Annotated in this window: 16 protein-coding genes and 1 pseudogene; 8 read left to right on the plus strand and 9 right to left on the minus strand. The window is 46.7% G+C overall.

Features of this window, described 5'->3' with window-relative positions; translation table 11 throughout:
• Window positions 1-42 precede the first annotated feature (42 nt).
• The 5 genes from dapB to QTA56_RS13165 all read right to left on the minus strand — a co-directional run bounded on the left by dapB (window position 43) and on the right by QTA56_RS13165 (window position 6,981).
• Window positions 43-864, minus strand: coding sequence for a 4-hydroxy-tetrahydrodipicolinate reductase (gene dapB, locus QTA56_RS13145; RefSeq protein WP_267981404.1), 822 nt, complete (start codon window positions 862-864; stop codon window positions 43-45).
• A gap of 115 nt (window positions 865-979) precedes the next feature.
• Window positions 980-2,095, minus strand: coding sequence for a molecular chaperone DnaJ (dnaJ, locus tag QTA56_RS13150; protein ID WP_267981406.1), 1,116 nt, complete (start codon window positions 2,093-2,095; stop codon window positions 980-982).
• 144 nt (window positions 2,096-2,239) lie between these two features.
• Complete coding sequence (locus QTA56_RS13155; protein ID WP_267981408.1) at window positions 2,240-2,617, minus strand: hypothetical protein; 378 nt, start codon at window positions 2,615-2,617, stop codon at window positions 2,240-2,242.
• Window positions 2,618-2,749: 132 nt separating this feature from the next.
• Window positions 2,750-5,878 carry an efflux RND transporter permease subunit gene (locus tag QTA56_RS13160; protein WP_267981410.1) on the minus strand — a complete coding sequence of 1,043 codons (3,129 nt, stop codon included), beginning with the start codon at window positions 5,876-5,878 and terminating at the stop codon, window positions 2,750-2,752.
• A 2-nt stretch (window positions 5,879-5,880) separates the two neighbouring features.
• On the minus strand, window positions 5,881-6,981 hold the full coding sequence (locus QTA56_RS13165; protein WP_267981413.1) for an efflux RND transporter periplasmic adaptor subunit: 1,101 nt from the start codon (window positions 6,979-6,981) through the stop codon (window positions 5,881-5,883).
• Window positions 6,982-7,134: 153 nt separating this feature from the next.
• On the opposite strand from QTA56_RS13165, the pseudogene QTA56_RS13170 reads away from it, so the two are divergent.
• The 3 genes and pseudogenes from QTA56_RS13170 (at window position 7,135) to QTA56_RS13180 (ending at window position 12,106) form a co-directional block, all read left to right on the plus strand.
• Window positions 7,135-7,758: pseudogene (locus QTA56_RS13170) on the plus strand (TetR/AcrR family transcriptional regulator).
• 84 nt (window positions 7,759-7,842) lie between these two features.
• Window positions 7,843-10,524, plus strand: coding sequence for a phosphoenolpyruvate carboxylase (gene ppc / locus QTA56_RS13175; protein ID WP_267981415.1), 2,682 nt, complete (start codon window positions 7,843-7,845; stop codon window positions 10,522-10,524).
• Window positions 10,525-10,810: 286 nt separating this feature from the next.
• Window positions 10,811-12,106, plus strand: coding sequence for a solute carrier family 23 protein (locus QTA56_RS13180; protein WP_267981417.1), 1,296 nt, complete (start codon window positions 10,811-10,813; stop codon window positions 12,104-12,106).
• 31 nt (window positions 12,107-12,137) lie between these two features.
• Here the strand turns inward: QTA56_RS13180 and QTA56_RS13185 are convergent, their stop codons facing one another.
• Together QTA56_RS13185 and ilvD are read right to left on the minus strand one after the other, a co-directional pair.
• Window positions 12,138-13,424 carry a hypothetical protein gene (locus tag QTA56_RS13185; protein WP_267981418.1) on the minus strand — a complete coding sequence of 429 codons (1,287 nt, stop codon included), beginning with the start codon at window positions 13,422-13,424 and terminating at the stop codon, window positions 12,138-12,140.
• 145 nt (window positions 13,425-13,569) lie between these two features.
• Window positions 13,570-15,399, minus strand: a complete 1,830-nt coding sequence (gene ilvD / locus QTA56_RS13190; RefSeq protein ID WP_267981419.1) for a dihydroxy-acid dehydratase — start codon at window positions 15,397-15,399, stop codon at window positions 13,570-13,572.
• A gap of 212 nt (window positions 15,400-15,611) precedes the next feature.
• On the opposite strand from ilvD, the gene fmt reads away from it, so the two are divergent.
• The 3 genes from fmt to yidD all read left to right on the plus strand — a co-directional run bounded on the left by fmt (window position 15,612) and on the right by yidD (window position 18,338).
• A complete protein-coding gene (gene fmt / locus QTA56_RS13195) occupies window positions 15,612-16,574 on the plus strand; it encodes a methionyl-tRNA formyltransferase (RefSeq protein WP_267981422.1) in 963 nt (320 codons plus the stop codon).
• Window positions 16,571-17,878, plus strand: coding sequence for a 16S rRNA (cytosine(967)-C(5))-methyltransferase RsmB (gene rsmB / locus QTA56_RS13200; protein WP_267981443.1), 1,308 nt, complete (start codon window positions 16,571-16,573; stop codon window positions 17,876-17,878). Before fmt ends, rsmB begins: the two co-directional genes overlap by 4 nt.
• Before the next feature lie 169 nt (window positions 17,879-18,047).
• A complete protein-coding gene (gene yidD / locus QTA56_RS13205) occupies window positions 18,048-18,338 on the plus strand; it encodes a membrane protein insertion efficiency factor YidD (protein ID WP_267981425.1) in 291 nt (96 codons plus the stop codon).
• Window positions 18,339-18,405: 67 nt separating this feature from the next.
• Here yidD and QTA56_RS13210 read toward each other — a convergent pair whose 3' ends face one another.
• Both QTA56_RS13210 and QTA56_RS13215 read right to left on the minus strand, forming a co-directional pair.
• Window positions 18,406-18,549 (minus strand): methionine/alanine import family NSS transporter small subunit, encoded by a 144-nt coding sequence (locus QTA56_RS13210; RefSeq protein WP_267981428.1) that lies wholly within the window; start codon window positions 18,547-18,549, stop codon window positions 18,406-18,408.
• A 10-nt stretch (window positions 18,550-18,559) separates the two neighbouring features.
• On the minus strand, window positions 18,560-20,038 hold the full coding sequence (locus tag QTA56_RS13215; protein WP_267981431.1) for a sodium-dependent transporter: 1,479 nt from the start codon (window positions 20,036-20,038) through the stop codon (window positions 18,560-18,562).
• Between the two features lie 502 nt (window positions 20,039-20,540).
• Here QTA56_RS13215 and QTA56_RS13220 point away from each other — a divergent pair.
• Together QTA56_RS13220 and QTA56_RS13225 are read left to right on the plus strand one after the other, a co-directional pair.
• Window positions 20,541-21,236 carry a TIGR04219 family outer membrane beta-barrel protein gene (locus tag QTA56_RS13220; protein WP_267981432.1) on the plus strand — a complete coding sequence of 232 codons (696 nt, stop codon included), beginning with the start codon at window positions 20,541-20,543 and terminating at the stop codon, window positions 21,234-21,236.
• Window positions 21,237-21,639: 403 nt separating this feature from the next.
• Entirely contained in the window at window positions 21,640-22,185 is a 546-nt protein-coding gene (locus QTA56_RS13225; RefSeq protein ID WP_267981433.1) for a type 1 glutamine amidotransferase domain-containing protein, read from the plus strand.
• Window positions 22,186-22,339: the final 154 nt, after the last annotated feature.

The raw sequence follows: 22,339 nt of genomic DNA on the forward strand, positions 1-22,339 counted from the left end.
ATGGAAGCTCGCCAGGCGCTGGATAGTGCAAAAATTGATGTGTTATACCTGAATGTCGTTAAAGCCCAGAACATCTTTCATGTCATATTTACGGGCTTCACGACCTACCACCCATGCAGCCGCACGTACTGCACCTGAAGCGAAGTTCATACGGTTGGTGGCTTTATGGGTGACTTCCACACGCTCACCCTCACCAATAAACATCACTGTATGCTCACCCACGATGTCACCCCCACGAATGGTTTCAAAACCGATAGTCTGACGGTCACGAGGACCTGTGTAGCCTTCACGGCCATACACCGCCACTTCCTTGAGGTTGCGTCCCAGCGTATCCGCAATTGCCTCACCCATCATAAACGCGGTGCCTGATGGCGCGTCCACCTTATGACGGTGATGTGCCTCAATGATTTCAATATCAACGGTGTCACCAAACACTTTTGCCGCCAGTTCCAGTAATTTAATGGAAACGTTTACACCCACAGAATAGTTCGCGGCATACACGACTGGTGTTTGTGTTGCCGTTTCATCCAGAAATGCTTTCTGTTCATCATTCATGCCTGTGGTGCCAATCACCATGGCCACACCCGCTTCACGGCACAGCTTCAAGTGCTGTTCGGTGGCGGCTGGTGCAGTAAAGTCAATCACCACATCACAATCCTTGAGCACTTCACTCAAGCTTCCCACCACCTTGATGCCCAGACTTCCCACACCCGCAAGCTCACCCGCATCCGCACCGATCAGGCTGCTTTCAGGACGCTCAACGGCCGCCGCAAGTTGATAGCCTGCCTGTTGTACCGCCTGAATCAGGATTCGCCCCATGCGTCCGCCTGCACCCAAGATTCCAATGCGTGGAGAAGTTGACATAATTTTTTCCCAGTCTTTTATTTAAACAATTCCGCTACTATAGCAAAACTCTGTGCCTACGCTAAAAATTTCCCATAAAAAAACCTGCCGAAGCAGGTTTTTCTGTTGCCGTCTATTAATCAAATAAACGATCAAAGAATGATTTTTTCTTTGGCGATGAAGCATGACCATCGCCATCAAAAGACGCTTGCAGCTCTTTCAACAATTCACGCTGACGACTGTTTAAATTGACAGGGGTTTCCACCACGATACGGCAAAGTAGATCGCCCACCATGCTGCTACGTACAGGGCGAACACCCTTGCCACGTAGGCGGAACAGTTTACCTGTCTGCGTACCTTCTGGAATTTTCAGACTAACGCGACCTTCCAGTGTCGGAATTTCAATTTCCTTACCTAAAGCCGCATCAGCAATGCTGACAGGCACATCCATATACAGGTCTGCACCATCACGCTGGAAGACTTCGTGTTCACGCACCACAACCTCAACGTACAGATCGCCTGCCTGACCATCACGAATCGCCTCGCCCTTACCTGTTAGGCGTACACGGTCACCATTGTCCACACCCGCTGGAATGGTGACCTCAAGGGTTTGCTGACGGTCTGCAACGCCTGAACCATGACAGGTGTTACATGGATTCTTGATGATTTTGCCCTGACCACGACAGGTGCTACAGGTTTGCTGAACCGAGAAGAAACCCTGCTGCATACGCACCTGACCCGCACCATGACAGGTACGACAGGTTTCCACATCATTTGGATTTTTCGAACCCTTGCCATCACAACTTTCACACGGCGCTGGCGCAGTAAAGGTGATGGTTTTCTTTACACCCTTGACCGCTTCCTCAAGGGTCAGCTCCATCACATAGCGGAGGTCTGAACCACGGCGCTGGCGTTGTTGCTGGCGACCACCGCCACCAAACGCACCACCAAAAATATCGCCAAACTGGCTAAAGATGTCTTCTGCGCTAAAACCGCCAAAACCACCCCCAGCCCCACCGAAACCACCCTCAAAGGCACTGTGTCCAGCACGGTCATACATGCTGCGCTTTTCACCGTCAGAAAGCACTTCATAGGCTTCTGAGGCTTCCTTGAATTTCTCTTCCGCCTCAGCGTTGTCTGGGTTACGGTCTGGATGATACTTCATCGCCAACTTACGATAGGCTTTCTTGATCTCATCATCACCTGCGGTTTTCGAAACGCCTAAAACCTCATAATAATCACGTTTAGCCATGGTTGGCGATGCTCCTCACGGAATTTATTCAAACTTAAAAAAACAAATAGGCTCCGCTGACATTTTATTTCTAAAGTCAACAGAGCCTTAATAGGGGCTGTATAATAAGTTTACAAGGGTGCCTGTGATAAAAAAGCGATAAATTTAAAAAACCGCTTTATTTCTAAAGTACTTGGCAATACCTTTCAGCCATGCATTCAATAAAAACAGCCATGCAATCGAGCTAAATACCACACCTGCGACCGTCATGGCAGTCACCCAAAGTGTACTATTCCAGGCAAAAAAGAACAGCGGAATAAACCATAGGGCAGCAAAGAAAGCCATCAAGATAAACAGCAGCACATTACGCATAATCCAGAGTGCATGCGCATGTATCCATACTTCAGCATTATCCACAATCGCAACTTTTCGTGCTAGCAGGTATGCGAACACTGCAAACACGATTGTAAATAATGCAAGAAACATGAACACGTACGAAATCGCCACATAGCGGCGATGCTGCTCAATATTGTCTTGCCCCATGCTCTATATCACCTCATTCACCGCATTTTGCCAAACCAGTCATGCAATGAAATTCAATTATTTTTTGGTCTTAAAATATAGGTGCTACTATATTGAAATTTTCAATATTTCGCACCTTTATTCACAAAATAATTACGATAGATGTGTTGCTTTCTTGACCTTAAACCACGCCGCATAGAGTGCAGGCAGGAAAAACAGGGTCAACAGGGTGGCTACAATCAAGCCACCCATAATCGCAACCGCCATCGGACCAAAGAAAATACTACGTGATAAGGGAATCATGGCCAGCACCGCAGCCAGGGCCGTCAACACAATCGGGCGGAAACGGCGCATGGTGGCACCAATCACCGCGTCCCACGGTTCATGCCCTGCCTGAATGTCCTGCTCAATCTGGTCAATCAGGATCAGCGAGTTACGCATGATCATGCCTGACAAGGCAATGGTCCCGAGCATGGCCACGAAACCAAAGGGTTTATTGAACAGCAACAGGAACGCAACCACCCCAATCAGGCCAAGCGGTGCAGTCAGCAAGACGATGGTCGCGCGAGACATACTACGCAACTGGATCATCAACAGGGTCATGACCACCGCCAGAAATAACGGCATACCCGCATTGACCGAATTCTGGCCTTTGGCCGATTCCTCAACCGTTCCACCAACCTCAAGTAGATAACCGTTTGGCAAATCCGCACGCAAGCTCTGCATCTTTTCCGACAACTGCTGAACCACAGTCGCTGGTTGTAAATGGGTACGGATATCCGCCCGAACCGTAATGGTTGGCAGGCGGTTACGGTGCCAAATCAAGCCCTCTTCAAAACGTGACTCGATCTTGGCAATCTGTGCCAATGGCACGGTTGTCCCCTTGCTGGTTGGCACAGCCAGACTGGCCAAGGAAGCCACTTCGGCCCGCTCGGTTTTATCACCACGCAAACGGATTTCAATCAACTCACGCTTTTCACGGTATTGATTCATCACCGCGCCTGTCACTGAGGCATTGAGGAAATTGGCCAGATCAACACTGGAAACGCCCATTTGACGCGCACGGTCCTGATCAATCTCAATGGCAATGATCTTGCTTGGCTCACCCCAATCCAGATGCACATTGGTGGTGTTTGGGTCCTGGCTCAGGACTTTAGCCACTTTCTGTGCCTCTGCCCGAACCGTTGCCAAATCTTCACCCGAGACCCGATACTGCAATGGATAACCCACAGGAGGGCCATTTTCCAGCAAGGACACACGGGTACGCACCTGAGGCAACAACTGCTTAATTTGCGTCTCTAAAGAACGGCGGATTTCATCACGGTCATCTAAAGATGATGCCAGCACCACAAACTGGGCAAAACTGGCCTGTGGCAGTTGTTGATCTAAAGGCAGATAGAAGCGTGGTGAACCTGTGCCGACATAGGCCACATAGTTATCAATCCCCTTTTGCTTCGACAGGAACTGCTCCACCTTATGCACCGCCTGCTCAGTGGCAGTGAGCGATGCACCCTCCTCCAGTTTTAAGTCTACCAGAATTTCTGCACGGTTGGATGGGGGGAAGAATTGTTGTGGCACCAGTTTAAACATGGCGACTGACAGTACAAAAATACCCACCGTCACGGCAATCACGGTTTTACGATAGGTGATACAGATTTCCACCACATTACGGAAAGATTGATAAAATCTAGATTGATACGGATCATGATGCTGACCATGTGCCTCAACCACAGGCGCAGGTTGCTTACGCAGTCTTGCCCATAGGCGTAGATACCATGCCGCTTTCTGCTGTTGTTTGGTGAAGTCAGGTAGTAATTTTTCTCCCAGATAAGGTACAAACAAAACCGCGGCAATCCATGACACAATCAGGGCAATGGTGACCACCTGAAAAATCGAACGGGTATATTCCCCTGTTCCTGACTGCGCGGTGGCAATCGGCAGGAAGCCTGCCGCGGTGATCAAGGTTCCTGTCAGCATTGGAAAGGCGGTGGTTTGCCAAGCAAAGCCAGCGGCCTTGAGTCGGCTATAGCCTTGCTCCATTTTAATCGCCATCATTTCCACGGCGATAATGGCATCATCGACCAGCAAACCTAGGGCCAGAATTAATGCGCCCAATGAAATCTTGTGTAGTCCAACATCAAACAGGTTCATGCCTGCAAAGGTCATCGCCAATACCAGTGGAATCGACAACGCCACCACCAAGCCAGTACGGAAACCAAGCGAGAAGAAGCTGACCAATAGAACGATAATGACTGCTTCCGCCAAGACTTTTAAGAACTCGTGAATACTGCGTTGTACCGCAACAGGCTGGTCAGACACTTTTTGCAGTTTCATGCCCAAGGGTAAGGTTTTTTGCAGGTGGTTAAATTCAGTTTCAAGGTTCTTACCCAGCGCAATGATGTCACCACCTTTACGCATGGAAACGGCAATGCCAATGCCATTTTCGCCCATAAAGCGCATCCGTGGCTGCGCAGGCTCACTAAAGCCACGATAGACATCAGCAACGTCACCCAATTGAATGGTTTTATCACCGACCAGCAATGGCATTTTTTTCAGGTCATCAACACTATGCAAATGTCCACTGACACGGATTTGAATACGGTCTGTGCCTGTTTCAAAGAAGCCCGCACCTGCCATGTCATTTTGCTTTTGAATCGCTTCCTGAATCGCAGTCACAGGAACACCTAGTTGCACGGCTTTGGTATTGGACAGCTCAATCCAGATTTTCTGGTCTTGTAGACCCACCAGATTGACCTTGCTGACATCCTTGACCCGTTGCAGTTGCAACTGCAAACGGTCGGCATATTCTTTCATTACCGCATAATCAAAGTCCTTGCCCGTCAGCACATAGATATTACCGAAAGTATCACCAAACTCATCATTAAAGAACGGGCCCTGCACACTGCTTGGCAGTTGCGAGCGAATGTCATTGACCTTTTTGCGCACGTTATACCAAACATCAGGAATTTCACTGGAACGATAAGAGTCCTTGGCAATAAATGTCACCATTGATTCCCCAGGCCGTGAATATGCCCGAATATTTTCATATTGCCCTGTGGTCATCAGTTCTTTTTCAATGCGATCTGTCACCAGGGTTGCAACCTCCTGAGCCGTTGCTCCTGGCCAATAGGTCTGCACCACCATCACCTTAAAGGTAAATGGCGGGTCTTCGCTCTGTGACAGCTTGGAATACGACATCACCCCAACAATGCCCAGCAACAGCATAAAGTAGAGAATGATGCCCTTATTCCTGAGCGCCCATTCTGAAAGGTTGAATTTCATAATCAGGCTCCCGCTTTTACCGTGACTTCACGATTATCACGGTCTACAGGGTGAATCTTTTGCTGGTCACGTAGCAGGTGTACACCCCCAACCACCACCCAGTCATTCGCCTTTAAACCTGAAACAACTGGCACACTGTCACGGCCATAGGCACCCAGAGTAACGGGCACCTTACGCAGGGTTTGGTTGGCATTGACCACCCAGACATAGGCTTGCTGCTCATTGGCAGTCACGCTGGATAAAGGCACGCTCAGGACATTGTTTTCATTTGCCACAAAGAACACTCGTGCGCTTTGTCCAAGTTGAATCGTGGACTGTCCCTCAAGCAGGGAGACCTTGACAGTAAATGTACGCGACTGGTCAGCGGCTGGTGAGACCTCACGGACTTTTGCTGCAAAACGTGTATCTGGCTGTGACCATAAGGTGACCCAGGCAGGCTGCCCCACCTTGAGGGTACTGACCGCCTGTTCAGGCACACCAAATACCACCTCACGCTCGCCATCAATCGCCAGTTGATAGGCTGCCTGTCCTGCCGCCACCACCTGTCCTGTTTCAATGTTGCGCTGGGTAATCACGCCATTTTTATTGGAGACCAACTGGTTATAGCTTGTTTGGTTGGAGGAAACCTCATAGTTTGAACGGGCCTGTTGCAGTGTTGCCTGTGCCGACTCATACTGGTTTTTAATAGCATCAAATTGTGAACGGCTGACCGCATTGACAGGCAAAAGTTGTTGATAACGCTTATATTCTTCCAATGCAATTTTTGCGGCGGCCTGTGCACTGTCCAGTTGGGCTTTGGCCGCATTCATTTGCAACTGGGCATCTTTCACATCCAGTTTTGCCAACACCTGCCCAACCTTAACCCGATCTCCAACATCGGCATAACGTTCGGTAATCTGGCCCCCGACACGGAATGCCAGTGCGGTCTGCTGTCTGGCCTGCACATCACCTGCATAGCTTTTCTGGTCAATATGGTTGCTACTCGGCTGCGTCACCATGACATAAGGAATTTCCTCAGTTTTGGGCACCTCTTTCTGACATGCGCTGAGGATGACACTACTGACAATGACTAACCCCAATATGATACGATTGATCTGATTCATCTATTTTGCGCTCTTATTCAAATTGATTTTTAGGGCGTGATATGGGCATTATCATAAATTGTTTAATTTTTAATTAATATACTCATGAGTACATTAAATAAAAATTAAATCTAGCAACCTGATTTTTTAATTGAATTAAAAGAGAACGATAACGTGCAGACAACCAGTGGTCGTCCCAAAGATTTAGAAAAAAGAGCCAGAATTTTGCAGGCTGCAAAATCTATTTTTCTAAAAATGGGTTATCACGCCACCAGCATGGACCAGATTGCCAAAGAGGCGGCTGTCACCAAACTCACGGTGTACAACCATTTTCAGGACAAGGCCAATCTGTTTACCTGTGCGATTGAGGAGAGCTGTGAGGAGTCCATTCGGGCAAAGCAGTTTGAACTCACACCTGAGTCCGACTTTAGGCAGGCACTATACTTAATGTGTCAGCGTGCCTTAAGCATTATTTACCTGCCTGAAGCGATGAAGCTGGATCGGGTGCTGTTTGAACTCGCGGCTGAACAAAACCCCCTCACCCAACAGTTTTTTGATGCCTCACACACACGGATGTGTCATGTCTGGTGTGATTTTTTTGAGCAGGCCATCACACTCAACTTTATTCAGGCAGATGATCCCCTCAAACAGACCGAACTGATCGTGGCGCTGATGCTCGGCACACGTCATCACAAGGTTTAACTGGGTCTGGATTCGGTGCCAACCACGGTTGAAATTGAGCAGATGATTGAACAGGCCATTGAACTTTTTTTGCTTAAATATCAACCTAAATTTTAAAGAAATTTCACATTTCCTTACGTTCTCCACTTGGAATGTCTGACAATGAGGTTATAGTCAAGACATGAGCAGAGGAGAAGCATAATGACACAACAAATCACTGCGCCATTACGAGAAGATGTTCGTTTACTGGGTAATTTACTGGGCGAAACCTTAAAGCAGCATGCAGGACAGGATTTGTTTAATCAGGTTGAGCAGATTCGTGCCCTGGCCAAGGGTGCCCGTGATGGTCAAATCGAGGCGGAAAAACAGCTCGAACACCTTTTCCTCGGCCTAAAAGATGAAGAAATTTTGCCACTGACCCGTGCATTTTCATATTTTCTCAACTTTGCCAACATCGCTGAGCAGTACCATGTGGTGCGTAACCGCCGTCAGGCTGAGTTTGACGAGCAGACATCCAGTCCAAACCCACTGACGCATCTCTTTGAAAAATTCAAAACCCAACAGATTAGTGAACAGCACCTGTTCCAGCAGATCTGCGACCTCAACATCGAGCTGGTGCTCACCGCACATCCGACCGAAGTCAGCCGCCGTACCCTGATCCAGAAATATGATGACATTACCGACTGCCTATCACAGCTTGATCAACAGAAACTCACACCGAGAGAACGCCAGCAGACCATTGCCACACTCAAGCAACTGGTGAGTTCAGCCTGGCAAACCGATGAGATTCGCCAGCATCGCCCTACTCCTGTGGATGAAGCGAAATGGGGCTTTGCCACCATTGAACAGAGTTTATGGAATGCCGTACCTAAGTTTATTCGTGAGCTGAATGAACTGACCCAACAGCATTGTGAACAAAACTTACCGCTCAATATCGCGCCAATTCGCTTTGCCTCATGGATGGGCGGTGATCGTGATGGCAATCCCAATGTCACCCATCAAGTCACCCAAGAAGTATTATGGTTATCACGTTGGCAAGCTGCTGATTTGTATTTGCGTGATATTGAAAATCTGCGTTGGGAACTGTCCATTCAAAGTTGTTCTGAGGAACTGACTCAAGCATTAGGCTATGAACACCCTGAACCGTATCGTGAATATTTACGTGAAACCCGTGAACGCCTGAAAGCCACCCGTCACTGGCTGACACAACGTCTACACGGGCTGGACGCTGATGACAGCCAGATCATCAAAACCAAGGATGAACTACTACAGCCTTTATTGCTGTGCTATCGCTCCCTGATTGACAGCAATCTAGCCGAAATTGCCAATGGCCAGTTGCTGGATTTCATTTACCGTGTCAATTGCTTTGGCATAGAACTGCTGAAACTGGATATCCGTCAGGAATCAGGTCGCCATCGGCAGGCCATTTCAGCCATTACCGAATATCTTGGTTTGGGTAATTTTGAGTCATGGACCGAACAGGCGCGACAGAACTTCCTGATCCAGGAACTACAGAGCAAGCGCCCCTTGTTGCCTAAATATCTGGATGAACCAGAGGGCAGCCTGATTCAGCATCCAGATGTGCTGGAAGTGTTTGCCACCATGCGTACCCTGGCTGAGCAGCCAACTGAAAGTCTGGGTGCCTATATTATTTCAATGGCAGAATATCCAAGTGATGTCCTTGCCGTTTTGCTACTGCAAAAAGAAGCTGGGATTCAGCATCCGCTTCGTGTGGTGCCTTTATTTGAAACATTAAAGGACTTGGATGGCGCAGCCAAAACCATGAATACCCTGTTTAATGTGCATTGGTACAAACAGCATATTCAGGGCAGGCATGAAGTGATGATTGGCTATTCAGACTCCGCTAAGGATGCTGGCTTTATGTCGGCCAACTGGGCGCAATATCGCGCTCAGGAAGAACTGACCGCAATTGCCAAAAATCATGGCGTACAACTGACCCTGTTCCACGGACGGGGTGGTTCGATCAGCCGTGGTGGCGCACCGACCCAGCAAGCCTTATTCTCCCAGCCACCAGGTTCAATCTCTGGCGCGATTCGCGTTACCGAGCAGGGAGAAATGATCCGCTTCAAGTTTGGTCTGGAAGGCATTGCACTGCAAAACCTGGAAATCTATACCGCAGCCACGTTGGAGGCGACCCTGCTGCCACCGCCTGAACCAAAAAAACAATGGCGTGAACTGATGAACCAGATGACCGATTTATCGGTACAGGTCTATCGCCAGACCGTGCGTGAAAATCCAAATTTTGTCAGCTACCTGCGTACTGTGACCCCTGAACTTGAACTGCAAATGTTGCCACTCGGTTCACGTCCAGCCAAACGTAAGGTCAGCGGTGGCATTGAATCACTACGGGCAATTCCGTGGGTGTTTGCATGGACCCAGATTCGCCTGATGCTGCCTGCATGGCTGGGTACAGGTACAGCGATTAACCAAGTGCATGAACAATACAAGATGACGCTTGATGAGATGCTGGCACAATGGCCCTATTTCCAGACCCTGATTGATATGCTGGAAATGGTGCTGTCCAAATCCGATGCCGATATTGCCCTGTACTATGAGTCGCACCTGACCCAAGATCAGGATCTAAAACTATTGGGTATAGAGTTACGCCAGCGGCTACAAAATGCAGTCGATACACTGCTTAGCCTAAAAGGTGAATCCAAACTGCTCAGCAACAATGAAGTGCTGGACCAGTCCATGCAGGTGCGTAAACCGTATTTATTGCCGTTGCATTTATTGCAGGCAGAATTGATGAAACGTCGTCGTCTGTATCTGGCACAGCACCAAACTGAACATAGCCCTGTCGATCATGCCTTGATGGTCAGTATTGCTGGGATTGCGGCAGGGTTAAGGAATACAGGCTGATGATTTAAACTGATGCAGCATTTACAAAACCTGTTGTAGATGCTGTATACCTACTCAGTCATTTTTTATTGCTAAAAACCCATCTTTTTTATTTGTTGAGTGAAATAGTCAACTTTATGTAAATCCACAATGAATATGGGTGCTTAGCTTTAAATTTATTTTACCGAATGATAAAAATAAGTATTTAAACCCACGATATTGCAGCCATTGCCCAACATGACCAGATGAAAGTTGCAGATCAGGCAGAGTATCATAGCGGCTGATTTATCTGATCAAGAGTTTATCTATGTCAAGTTGGTTTCCAAAATGGCAACCGTATCAGGGAAAGATTGATCATCGCCCTGTTGCGACAAACGAATATTTACCGCCCTTACAAAGTGCGGTGCTCGGGGTTCAACACGCATTTGCAATGTTTGGCGCAACTGTACTTGCCCCATTGCTGATGGGATTCAATCCCAACCTTGCCATTTTAATGTCAGGGATTTGTACCATTATCTTCTTCCTGATCACAGGTGGACGTGTACCAAGTTATCTGGGTTCAAGCTTTGCCTTTATTGGTGTGGTGGCGGCTGCAACAGGCCATGTCACAGGTTCAGGGACGAATCCGAACCTTGCGATTGCACTCGGCGGTATTGTTGCCTGTGGTATTTTCTATGCCCTGATTGGCTTTGCCGTCATGCTCACAGGCACACGCTGGATTGAAAAACTGATGCCACCTGTGGTGACAGGCGCAATCGTGATGATCATTGGTCTCAATCTTGCCCCTGTGACCATCAAGGGTGTGGCGGGACAACCGTTTGAAATGTGGATGGCACTGATTACAGTACTGTGTATGGGCATTATCGCGGTTTTCACCAAAGGCCTGCTACAGCGTTTACTTTTACTGGTGGGCTTGTTGATTGCCTACGGACTGTATGCCGTTGCAACCAATGTGCTCGGCTTTGGCAAAGCCATTGATTTTTCCCAGATTGCAGCCGCGCCATGGTTCGGTATTCCAAGCTTCTCACATCCAGCGTTTGACATGAACGCAATTCTGATTATTGCCCCTGTGGCACTGATTCTAGTTGCCGAGAATTTAGGCCATATCAAGGCGGTGGGTGCCATGACTGGTGAAAACCTGACCCCACAGTTGGGCAAGGCCTTTGTTGCCGATGGTTTAGCCACCACCCTGTCAGGTAGTGTCGGTGCGCCTGGCATGACTACTTATGGGGAAAATATTGGGGTGATGGCCGTTACCCGTGTCTATTCGACCATTGTGTTTGTGATCGCTGGTGTGTTCGCCATTTTTCTGGGGCTTTCGCCAAAGTTTGGTGCGGTGATTAGCACCATTCCAACGGCAGTTCTGACAGGTGCCTCCATCGTGGTGTTTGGCTTGATCACCATTGCTGGAGCGAAAATCTGGATCGAAAACAAGGTCGACTTCTCCAACAATAAAAACCTGATTGTGGCTTCAGTGACCATTATTTTGGGTGCAGGCAATTTTGAACTGTTATTTGGCAACTTCAATCTGGGTGGAATCGGAACAGCAACATTTGCAGCGATTTTCCTGAATTTGTTGTTTAGCTTAAAAGATAAAAACTAAAATCGTGGGCAGCTTAGGCTGCCTTTTTTATTTATTCTTGGCTTTCCTGCTTATATTTCTCTTCCAGCACATTACTAATAATACTTTCAATCATCCAGACCCGATACAGGCTATTAAACACATAGCTTTGCCCATCTATGCGTAGTTCCAGTACAGGAAAGTCGGGCTGATGTTTCTGCTGGCATAGCTCATCATTCTGTTTTAACAATGCTTCAACATCCTGTTCAGTGACCTGCTCAATCTGCAAGCGCTTTTGCATCCGCTGAAAATGCGCCTTAAAGGATAAATCCTTGCCCCGTGTCCATACGCTTTCCAGAATCTGGTGGATCACATCCACCTGCTGTTCCTCTGCAACACTGTAAAACAGCTTTGCCATTTCATAGGTGGCTTCCTTGGTTGGACGACAGAATGGGGTAAATGCCACCTGTGTACGTTTCGAGACACGGGTCGCCAGACTCCAGTCAAACCAGTCCCGCCCGTGATAACTCAAAGGATAAACTCTCAACTGAATATCATAGTAGTTGGCAAGTTCTTCCTTGATATAGGCCAGCAACAGCCAGCTCATCGGGTCTTCAAGCGCAATATACAAATCCAGCTCTGGTTGCAATGCCTGAACTTCTGCCAGCGCCTCACCATCATTGATCAGGTGCTCACGCCATTCAATATGGTTGATCAGGAAAATTGGATTGCCCGTCAGCAGTTTTTGCTGTTTAAGACGGCGGGTTAGACGCAACAGATCATCAACGGCGTGGTATTTACGTTCGCCAAATTCGAAATAGCTGGCGGCTACAGGCACATCCTTGAAGATACGCTCAGGATAATCCTGCGGGGCCTGATGCTGGCTTGCCATGGCATACAGGGTACGCAACTTTCCATATTGCTGCTGCCACAGCATATGAAACACATCTTCAAGCAAATGCAGGAAGTTCTGTTCCCTTAACGGCGTGTTTCTTAGAATTGTTTCAGCCTGCTGTAAGGCTTCTGCACTAGGAATCTCTGGGGTATCATCAAAGCTAAAACGGTGCTGTTTGGCGAGGATTTTTGCATCATTTAGACAATAGCTTTGCCAATCCTGTCTGGACATGCCATTCGGGGGGTCTGCATCCTGTCTTGAGATAATGACTTTTAGGGGTTTTAACTCGTCATTCAAGATTTCATTGAGTTGATCAAGTTGCTGCACTGCCAGATAGCTATAAACATCATCTAGACGGAGGTAAATCGTTAAACCCTGTTCCGTGGGTAACACCGCCTGACGAGAGGGTTTTTGATAGAACCAACTCGATCGGATGGGATCAAACCAACGACGTAACAAAGACATGCCAATCGCCTCTAAGCGTAATGAATTTATAGAAAAGTAGATTATATTCTCAAGTTTACTGGCAAATGAGAATCAAGTGTATTCAGTATTTTATATTATAAAATGAGAAAAAAGTCCCTTTTTTATCAAAAGGGACTGAATGGGCTTACAAAACTCGTACCGCACCTTTTGCGGCACTGGTTGAATGCATTGCATAAATCTTCAATGATTTAGACACTTTACGTTTACGCTCTTCAACTGGATGCCAGCCTTTGGCTTCCTGCACAGTACGACGGTGTGCCATCGTTGCATCGTCGATATCAAGGTGAATGGTACGGTTCGGAATGTCGATCTGAATGGTGTCACCATCCTCAACCAGACCAATCGCGCCACCCTCTGCCGCTTCTGGGGAAACGTGACCAATGGATAGACCTGAAGAACCGCCAGAGAAACGGCCATCAGTAATCAGGGCACAGTCCTTACCCAAACCTTTCGATTTTAAATAACTGGTTGGATACAGCATTTCCTGCATCCCTGGCCCGCCACGAGGTCCTTCATAGCGAATCACCACGATGTCACCCGCCACAATCTTATGGTCTAGAATCGCTTCAACGGCTGAATCCTGACTTTCAAATACACGGGCCGTTCCCGTGAATTTAAGAATCGAGTCATCCACACCCGCAGTTTTGACGATACAGCCATCCAGCGCAATGTTGCCGTAAAGCACCGCCAAACCGCCATCTTTAGAGAAGGCATGTTCAGCGTTACGAATCACGCCTTTTTCACGGTCACCATCCAGCGTGGAGTAGTAACGGTTTTGTGAGAATGCCACCTGAGTCGGGATGCCGCCTGGTGATGAACGATAGAACTCATACACCTCAGGATTTTCCGTGCGGATAATATCCCATTTGTCCAAAGCATCTTTTAGTGTTTTTTCATGTACGGTTGGCACAGCCGTTTTTAACAGGCCTGCACGATCCAGCTCACCCAGAATCGCCATGATGCCACCTGCACGGTGTACATCTTCCATATGCACATCTGATTTTGCTGGTGCAACTTTTGACAATACAGGCACTTGACGCGACAGGCGGTCAATATCATCCATAGTGAAGTCAACTTCCGCTTCATGCGCAGCAGCAAGTAAATGCAATACAGTATTGGTTGAACCACCCATTGCAATATCAAGGGTCATAGCATTTTCAAATGCCGCCTTGGTCGCGATTGAACGCGGTAAAATGCTGTCATCATTCTGTTCATAGTAGCGTTTTGCCAGTTCAACCACCAAACGGCCTGCTCTTAGGAACAGCTTTTCACGGTTGGCATGGGTTGCCACGATAGAGCCGTTACCTGGTAAAGACAGGCCAAGCGCTTCGGTCAGGCAGTTCATTGAGTTGGCGGTAAACATACCTGAGCATGAACCACAGGTTGGACATGCTGAACGTTCAAAGGCTTTCACTTCTTCATCGGTATAGCTTTCGTCAGCCGCAACCACCATGGCGTCTACAAGGTCAATCGCCTTTTCATCACCACGGAACTTGACTTTACCCGCTTCCATTGGGCCGCCAGACACGAATACTACTGGGATATTCAGACGCATGGCTGCCATGAGCATTCCTGGGGTGATCTTGTCACAGTTGGAAATACACACCATCGCATCGGCACAGTGCGCATTGACCATATATTCCACCGAATCGGCAATCAGGTCACGTGATGGCAGTGAATACAGCATCCCGTCATGGCCCATGGCAATCCCGTCATCAACGGCAATGGTATTAAATTCTTTTGCCACGCCACCCGCAGCCTCAATCTCTCTCGCAACGAGTTGACCTAAATCCTTAAGATGCACGTGACCTGGAACAAACTGGGTAAATGAGTTGACCACCGCAATAATTGGCTTGCCAAAATCTTCATCTTTCATACCTGTTGCGCGCCATAAACCACGCGCGCCAGCCATATTTCTTCCATGTGTTGATGTTTTCGAACGATAATCAGGCATTTTGTATTCCCAACAAGTTTGTGCTTGAGAGATGAATCAAGAATTCTCTCTGGCGAAATGATACTGAGCTGTTTCCATCATACTACAAGTTATCGTTTAACTGATGACCACCGAAACGATCTTTTTTACACAAATGCAATTTCAGTCCCTGAATTAGGGACTACAGCCTTTTTCGCTTATAATTTGGGACAAGTTTTCTTTGGATTGTCTTTGTGAAAATTATTTTCGCTGGTACGCCTGAATTTGCGGCAACCGCATTGGCGGCATTATTACAAACATCACACCAGATCATTGCGGTTTATACCCAGCCTGACCGTAAGGCGGGTCGTGGGCAAAAACTAACCCCATCCCCTGTCAAGCAACTGGCGCTTGAACACGATTTACCTGTTTATCAACCTTTGCATTTTAAAGCATCGACAGATGAGGGGCTGGCTGCCCAGCAACAATTGGCGGACTTGGATGCCGATGTCATGGTGGTGGCTGCGTATGGCCTGATCTTGCCACAGGCCGTTCTGGATACCCCGAAATATGGCTGCCTGAATATTCACGGTTCACTGCTGCCACGCTGGCGTGGTGCGGCACCGATTCAACGCGCCATTGCTACGGGCGACGCTGAAACAGGCATTACCATCATGCAAATGGCCGCAGGTCTGGATACAGGCGATATGATGTATAAAAGCTATTGCCCCATTACCGCAGAAGACACCTCTGCCAGCTTGCATGACAAACTGGCTGTTCAGGGTGCAGAGGCGATTTGCAAGGTACTTGAATCAGAGCAAAGCTTGCAGGACTTCATTGCCAAACGTGAAGTACAGGATGAGGCGCTGACCGTCTATGCGCATAAATTGGTCAAGGCCGAAGCCCGTATTGACTGGACGCAGCCTGCCGTACACATTGACCGTAATATTCGGGCCTTTAATCCATGGCCTGTGGCCTTTATCCAACTGGATGAAAATAATGCCCTGCGTGTCTGGGGATCACAGCTTTCTCCACACAGCAAGGCAGATGCTCAAGTCGGTGAAATTCTGGCGATGGACAAACAAGGCGTGCATGTCGCCTGTGGTGATCACCATGCCGTATGTCTCACCAGCCTGCAATGGTCAGGTGGCAAAGCCCTCAACCCCGTACAAATCGCCCAGACCCAGAAATTGCATATTGGACAAATCCTGCCATGAGCCAATCGAATCAATCATCTACAAAAAATTTAAATCTGCGTGCGCAAGTGATCAAAACACTTTTGGCTGTTCAAAATGGGCAATCTTTGTCTTCCGTTTTGAATCAACATATCAATATGGTGTCTGAACGTGACCGTGGTTTATATCACGAACTGACTTTAGGTTGTTTACGCCAATGGTATTCTTTAAAAGCGATTACCTTACCCTTGCTCACAAAACCATTAGACAATGAAGCATTAGAAAGTTGTTTATATCTTGGTTTATATCAAATTTTATGTACGCGTATTCCTGTACATGCTGCGATTTCAGAAACTGTAAATGCGGCCAAGCAACTCGGTTTCGAGCCAATGAGTGGCGTAGTCAATGCGATTCTGCGTCGTGTTTCACGTGAAATAGCGGAATTTCAAACCGCTTTGAATCATACGCATGGTTTACCAAGTTGGTTATTCAAACGACTCAAAAAAGATTGGCCTGAGCAGGTAGAGTCGCTATGCCAAGCCTTAAAACAAGTTGCTCCACTGACCCTGCGCATCAATGAACGCCAAGTCAGTCGTAACGAATATTTAGAGATTTTGGAAGAAGAACAGATTGATGCGCGTCCTTGCGTGCTTTCAAATGTAGGTATTGTTCTGGAACAAACAGGCAATATTACCCATTTACCAGGTTTCGAAGAGGGTGGTTTTTCCGTTCAGGATGAACATGCACAATTGTGCGCGACGCTGTTACCCAACCTAGATAACAAAGTGGTTGTCGATGCCTGTGCTGCACCAGGGGGTAAAACCGCACATATTCTTGAGCGTTTTAATCCTAAAAAACTGATTGCGCTGGATCATGATGCCAAACGTTTATTGCGTGTTTCTGAAAATTTAGAACGTCTGGCCTTAGATCAAAATAATGTTGAGATTGTTACGGCTGATGCGACCACTTGGCAAGCCAACGAAGCAGTGGATTGTATCGTACTGGATGCGCCCTGTTCTGCCACAGGTGTGATTCGTCGCCATCCTGACATTCGCCTGCTTAGACAGTCCACCGATATTGCCCAGACCGTAGCACTGCAACAACAAATTTTGCAGCACATGTGGCAGCAGCTTAAAGTAGGCGGCATCTTGCTGTATATCACCTGCTCAGTCTTAAAAGCTGAAAATGAACAGCAAATGGCAACATTCTTGGCAGCACATCCTGATGCTGAAGAAATTAAAATTGCAGCCGACTGGGGAATTGAACAACTTCATGGCCGTCAACTGTTGCCGAGTCATGGTCAGGGTGATGGTTTCTATTATTGCCAGATCAAAAAACTGGCTTAAGTCATACAGCAGGCATCAGGCCTGCTTTTTTATTGCCATCATGCCAAGCACTTTAAATTGTTACCCTGTTTGCTGTTTTGCAGCATTTTCATCATAAAAATTGAACAGGCTTTAACCTGATCATCGGTTAACTTAGTCAAATCCAATACCATGATAACAGGAACTTTAAATGGTGATTTTATCCAGACTGCTTGATACAGTGGCAATCAAAACAATTGAGGTCTATCAACAACATCTGTCCCCGATCAAAGGCTTTAAATGTGCTGCGGGTCAATTATATGGCGGAACCACCTGCTCAGGGGCGGTCAAAAATATTATTCATGCTCAAGGTATGGTTTCAGGACTACCTGCGATTTATCGGCAATTTTGCAGTTGTCATCAAGCAGCTAAAACCCTTGCGAACCATCCTACCCAGCCCATGAGTGCAGTCTGTTGCTGTGTGCTGCCAATTCCATTGTAAACAGGCATCACCCGATTTTTATACGCATAAAAAAACAGTCCCCGCTTGAGGACTGCTTTTCTATCACTTAAAGCGTATGCTGGTCTTTGACATCTTCCAGCACGTCATCCAGTTCTTCTGGATGCTTCATCAGGTGCAGGATTGACAACGCCAGTCCACCCCATAAAAACAGCATTGAAATAATCATCATTACGATTGCTGAGGTATTCATCTATATTCTCCTAGCGATCTTTCATTTTGCTGAGTACGATTGCAACCACAGCACAGAAAATCACACTGCCCCATCCAAAGATGCCCTGCAAACTCATGCTATAACTATCGTATCCATTTTTCATCAGATTGAATACAGTCATGCCCAAGGTGGTCAGCAGGATGAGTGAAGTAATCACGGTCAGGGTGAAATCCCAACCCTTGCCCAGTTGAATGGTGGAAATACGGTTGACATGGTCACGCAACGCCACCAGTGCTGAACGTTTAAACCACGCAATACTGATAATTGAAACAAGTGCACCACCAATAATGCCGATATTATTGATAAAGTGATCGACAATATCCACCAGCTTGATTGCGTTCACACTTGAGAACAGAATCACTGAAACCAGCGCACTCCCGCCACCGATGATGCTCACCGCTTTGACACGGCTCCACTTCAACTTGTCCTGCATGGCTGCAATCGGGACTTCCAGAATACTGACCATGGAAGAAATACCCGCAACAAAGAGGGATGAGAAGAACAGGAAACCGAACAGATCAGCGCCTGCGCCCAAGCTGGAAATGATTTTCGGGAATGCAATAAATGCCAGCCCGATACCACCACTAACCACATCCTGTACATTGGTGCCTGCCGCATGAGCCATAAAGCCCAATGCCGCAAAAATCCCAATACCTGCCAGAATCTCTGTTGATGCATTGGCAAAGCCCACGATCAGGCCAGACCCTGTCAAATTGGTTTTTGGCTTTAAATAAGAGGCATAGGTCACCATGATCCCGAAGCCAACCGACAAGGAGAAGAAAGTATGACCATAAGCAGCCAACCACACCTTATAATCCATCATGGCCGACCAGTTCGGGGTAAAGAATGCATTTAAGCCTTCTACTGCGCCTGGCAAACGTAATGCCTGAATCACCAATACCGTAAACAGGACAAATAACAACGGCATGAAAATCTTGTTGGACAATTCCACGCCCTTTTTCACACCACCGTACAAAATAATCAGGGTGAGCGCCCAGATGCCTACAATCGGCCAAAAGAGATGGCTGACAAACTGTAGGTCAAAACCTGTTGCTTTTGAGGTCTGCAAATAGGTATTGAAGAAGAAACTTTCTGGATCGTTGCCCCATGCCTGCCCAATCGAGAAATACACATAGCTTCCCGCCCAGGTCAGGACACTGGCATAATACAAACCAATAATGATACAGACACACACCTGCCACCAGCCCAGTGTCTCGCCGCCTTTAAACAGGGCACGGTAGGCTTTAGGCGGTGAATTACGGGCACGATGCCCTGTGGCATAATCCAGAAATAATAGCGGCAAACCTGCGGTAATCAGGGCCAGTAAATAGGGAATCAGAAATGCTCCGCCACCATTTTCATAGGCAACATAAGGAAAACGCCAAATATTACCCAAGCCTACAGCCGAACCAACGGCTGCAATAATAAAACCAGATCGTGATGTCCAGTTTTCACGAGAATCTGTCATAAAACACCTAAATATGTACAACTGGCATTTTCCACACTGCGTTAGGTTTTTATTATCCAGCAGACATGAAAAGTGCCATAAAAATTCTGTTCTGCCTGCATGAAAATTCAACCTTGTGAGCCGCTCTTTTCCATGAACAAACAAGCAAAAACCAAACCATCTTCCGTAAAGACTGGGTTTTGTTTTTCTGCTTTTTAATAGCCGAACAATACCCGTTTTTATTTCTTTTTACTGTAAATTCTGCATGGAAAAATCATGTTTTCCATACAAGTGATTATTTTTCAACTGAATGTGATTTTGACCGTATAGTCAAATTATTGCCATCCAGCATATAAAATATTCAAGTGAAATCCACTTCCACCTAAGCCTTTTGCATTTGTCCTTTTTAAAAAATTAAATTTAGACTACTGCATATTTTTCTGGATCACTATATGATTCGCCCAATCTTGGATGAATTCACAACAATTCATTACTTTTTTAGCGACTTAATTAGGACAATTCAATGAAAGTATTAAAATTATCACTGCTTGCTCTAGGAATGGGCTTAAGCGGTTTGGCACAGGCAGATGTCATTGGTGTCAAGGGTGACCTAAGTTACTGGGCTTACGATGGTCAGGCCAACATGGCTGCCCAGACAGCGGCAAGTGATCAGGACCTTGAGCGTAAAGGTGCAGCCCAACTGTCACTGGCAATTGAACACCCTGTTCCACTTATTCCAAATGCCAAAATTCGCTATGTAAATTTAAAAACCCACACTGAAAATGAAGTTGCTGGACAACCAGTCTATGACATTGACATGGATCATGCAGACTTCATTCTATACTATGAAATTCTGGATAATATCGTAAATGCAGATGTTGGTGTAGGTGCAACCACCCTGAACGGTCATGTCACCACCCTTGCTCTCAGCAAAACAGATATTGATAAGACTGTTCCTGTGATCTATGCAACAGCAGGTGCAAAACTTCCATTTACAGGTTTAAGTGCCAAGGGCGAAGTGCTGTATAGCAACTTCAATGATGCCAAGATTACCGATGCCCAAGCAGAACTACAATACAACTTTATCGATAACCTACTGGTTGATGTGGGCTTAAAGGCAGGTTACCGTATTCTGGACATTAAATTGGACGACTACGAAAAAAATGACCTTAAATTCAATTTCAAGGGTCCTTATATTGGCTTAGATATCCATTTCTAAATATTAGACGAAATAAAAAGCGGAGTCAGATGACTCCGCTTTTTTATATCTAAAACTATAGATTCCTAAACCTCAATGTAAGCCGAAACCTACAACAATCGCAGAGATTGGCGAATATACCCATCTGGAGATTTTCACTATCATGTAAAACATAGAGAGACAGGAAGTCTCATTTAGAACAACAAGATGCACAGGATGTGGTTGTTTATAGGAAATAAACGACAATAAACTGAATATAAAAGAAGCCCTGTCAGGATGATGGGGCTTCTTTTTTCATTATTCTTATCGTGTAACAGAATTTGACAGCGTATCTATCGAGATACAATCCGCCGATGAAAGCCCTACACTTTTCATGCTTTTGCATTGTTAACCTAGAAATCAAATAATATTGAGGAATTTCACAATGGTTAAAAAGGCATTATTTATCACCTCAAATGTAGGTGTAGAGCATGATGAGCTGATTCAGCCACTGGAATTTTTAAAAGGCAAGGGAATTGAAGTCATACATGCCGCCGAAAAGATGGAACCTGTACAAACGGTAAAAAGTGATAAAGAACCTGGGCCAAGCTACCCTCCACAGGCTTCCCTAGAGCAGGTCTCCGTGGAAGACTACGATATTCTGGTCATTCCTGGCGGTACAGTCAACGCAGACACCCTCCGTCTCAATGAACATGCCCATAGGATCATTCAATATTTCACCGATCAAAACAAACCGATTGCCGCCATTTGCCATGCACCCTGGACATTGATTAATGCCGAGCGAATCAAGGATAAGAATCTGACCTCCTATAAAAGCATCCGCCTCGACTTGGAAAATGCGGGTGCACATTGGGTGGATGAAGCAGTTCATCGCTGCAATACCCATGAATGGCCCCTGATCACCTCACGCTGCCCAGATGACATCCCCCAGTTTAATGAGGCAATTCTAAAGGAGCTAAACAGCCTCTAACATTCTTCTTTTCATTATAATATTCTTTATTTCTTCAGCATAAAAAAACCTCCCAACATTGGTTGGGAGGTTTTCAATTTAAAAGCTGGCGATGACTTACTCTCACATGGCAAACGCCACACTACCATCAGCGCGGGGAGGTTTCACTTCTGAG

The organism is Acinetobacter thutiue, from assembly GCF_030385805.1.
Taxonomy (GTDB): domain Bacteria; phylum Pseudomonadota; class Gammaproteobacteria; order Pseudomonadales; family Moraxellaceae; genus Acinetobacter; species Acinetobacter corruptisaponis.

Coding starts and splice junctions, on each gene's coding strand:
- yidD (WP_267981425.1), top strand. CDS start 18,048: ATGGTGATTTTATCCAGACTGCTTGATACAGTGGCAATCAAAACAATT.
- QTA56_RS13215 (WP_267981431.1), bottom strand. CDS start 20,038: ATGACAGATTCTCGTGAAAACTGGACATCACGATCTGGTTTTATTATT.
- dnaJ (WP_267981406.1), bottom strand. CDS start 2,095: ATGGCTAAACGTGATTATTATGAGGTTTTAGGCGTTTCGAAAACCGCA.
- QTA56_RS13180 (WP_267981417.1), top strand. CDS start 10,811: ATGTCAAGTTGGTTTCCAAAATGGCAACCGTATCAGGGAAAGATTGAT.
- QTA56_RS13165 (WP_267981413.1), bottom strand. CDS start 6,981: ATGAATCAGATCAATCGTATCATATTGGGGTTAGTCATTGTCAGTAGT.
- QTA56_RS13210 (WP_267981428.1), bottom strand. CDS start 18,549: ATGAATACCTCAGCAATCGTAATGATGATTATTTCAATGCTGTTTTTA.
- ilvD (WP_267981419.1), bottom strand. CDS start 15,399: ATGCCTGATTATCGTTCGAAAACATCAACACATGGAAGAAATATGGCT.
- QTA56_RS13220 (WP_267981432.1), top strand. CDS start 20,541: ATGAAAGTATTAAAATTATCACTGCTTGCTCTAGGAATGGGCTTAAGC.
- dapB (WP_267981404.1), bottom strand. CDS start 864: ATGTCAACTTCTCCACGCATTGGAATCTTGGGTGCAGGCGGACGCATG.
- QTA56_RS13155 (WP_267981408.1), bottom strand. CDS start 2,617: ATGGGGCAAGACAATATTGAGCAGCATCGCCGCTATGTGGCGATTTCG.
- QTA56_RS13160 (WP_267981410.1), bottom strand. CDS start 5,878: ATGAAATTCAACCTTTCAGAATGGGCGCTCAGGAATAAGGGCATCATT.
- rsmB (WP_267981443.1), top strand. CDS start 16,571: ATGAGCCAATCGAATCAATCATCTACAAAAAATTTAAATCTGCGTGCG.
- QTA56_RS13185 (WP_267981418.1), bottom strand. CDS start 13,424: ATGTCTTTGTTACGTCGTTGGTTTGATCCCATCCGATCGAGTTGGTTC.
- ppc (WP_267981415.1), top strand. CDS start 7,843: ATGACACAACAAATCACTGCGCCATTACGAGAAGATGTTCGTTTACTG.
- QTA56_RS13225 (WP_267981433.1), top strand. CDS start 21,640: ATGGTTAAAAAGGCATTATTTATCACCTCAAATGTAGGTGTAGAGCAT.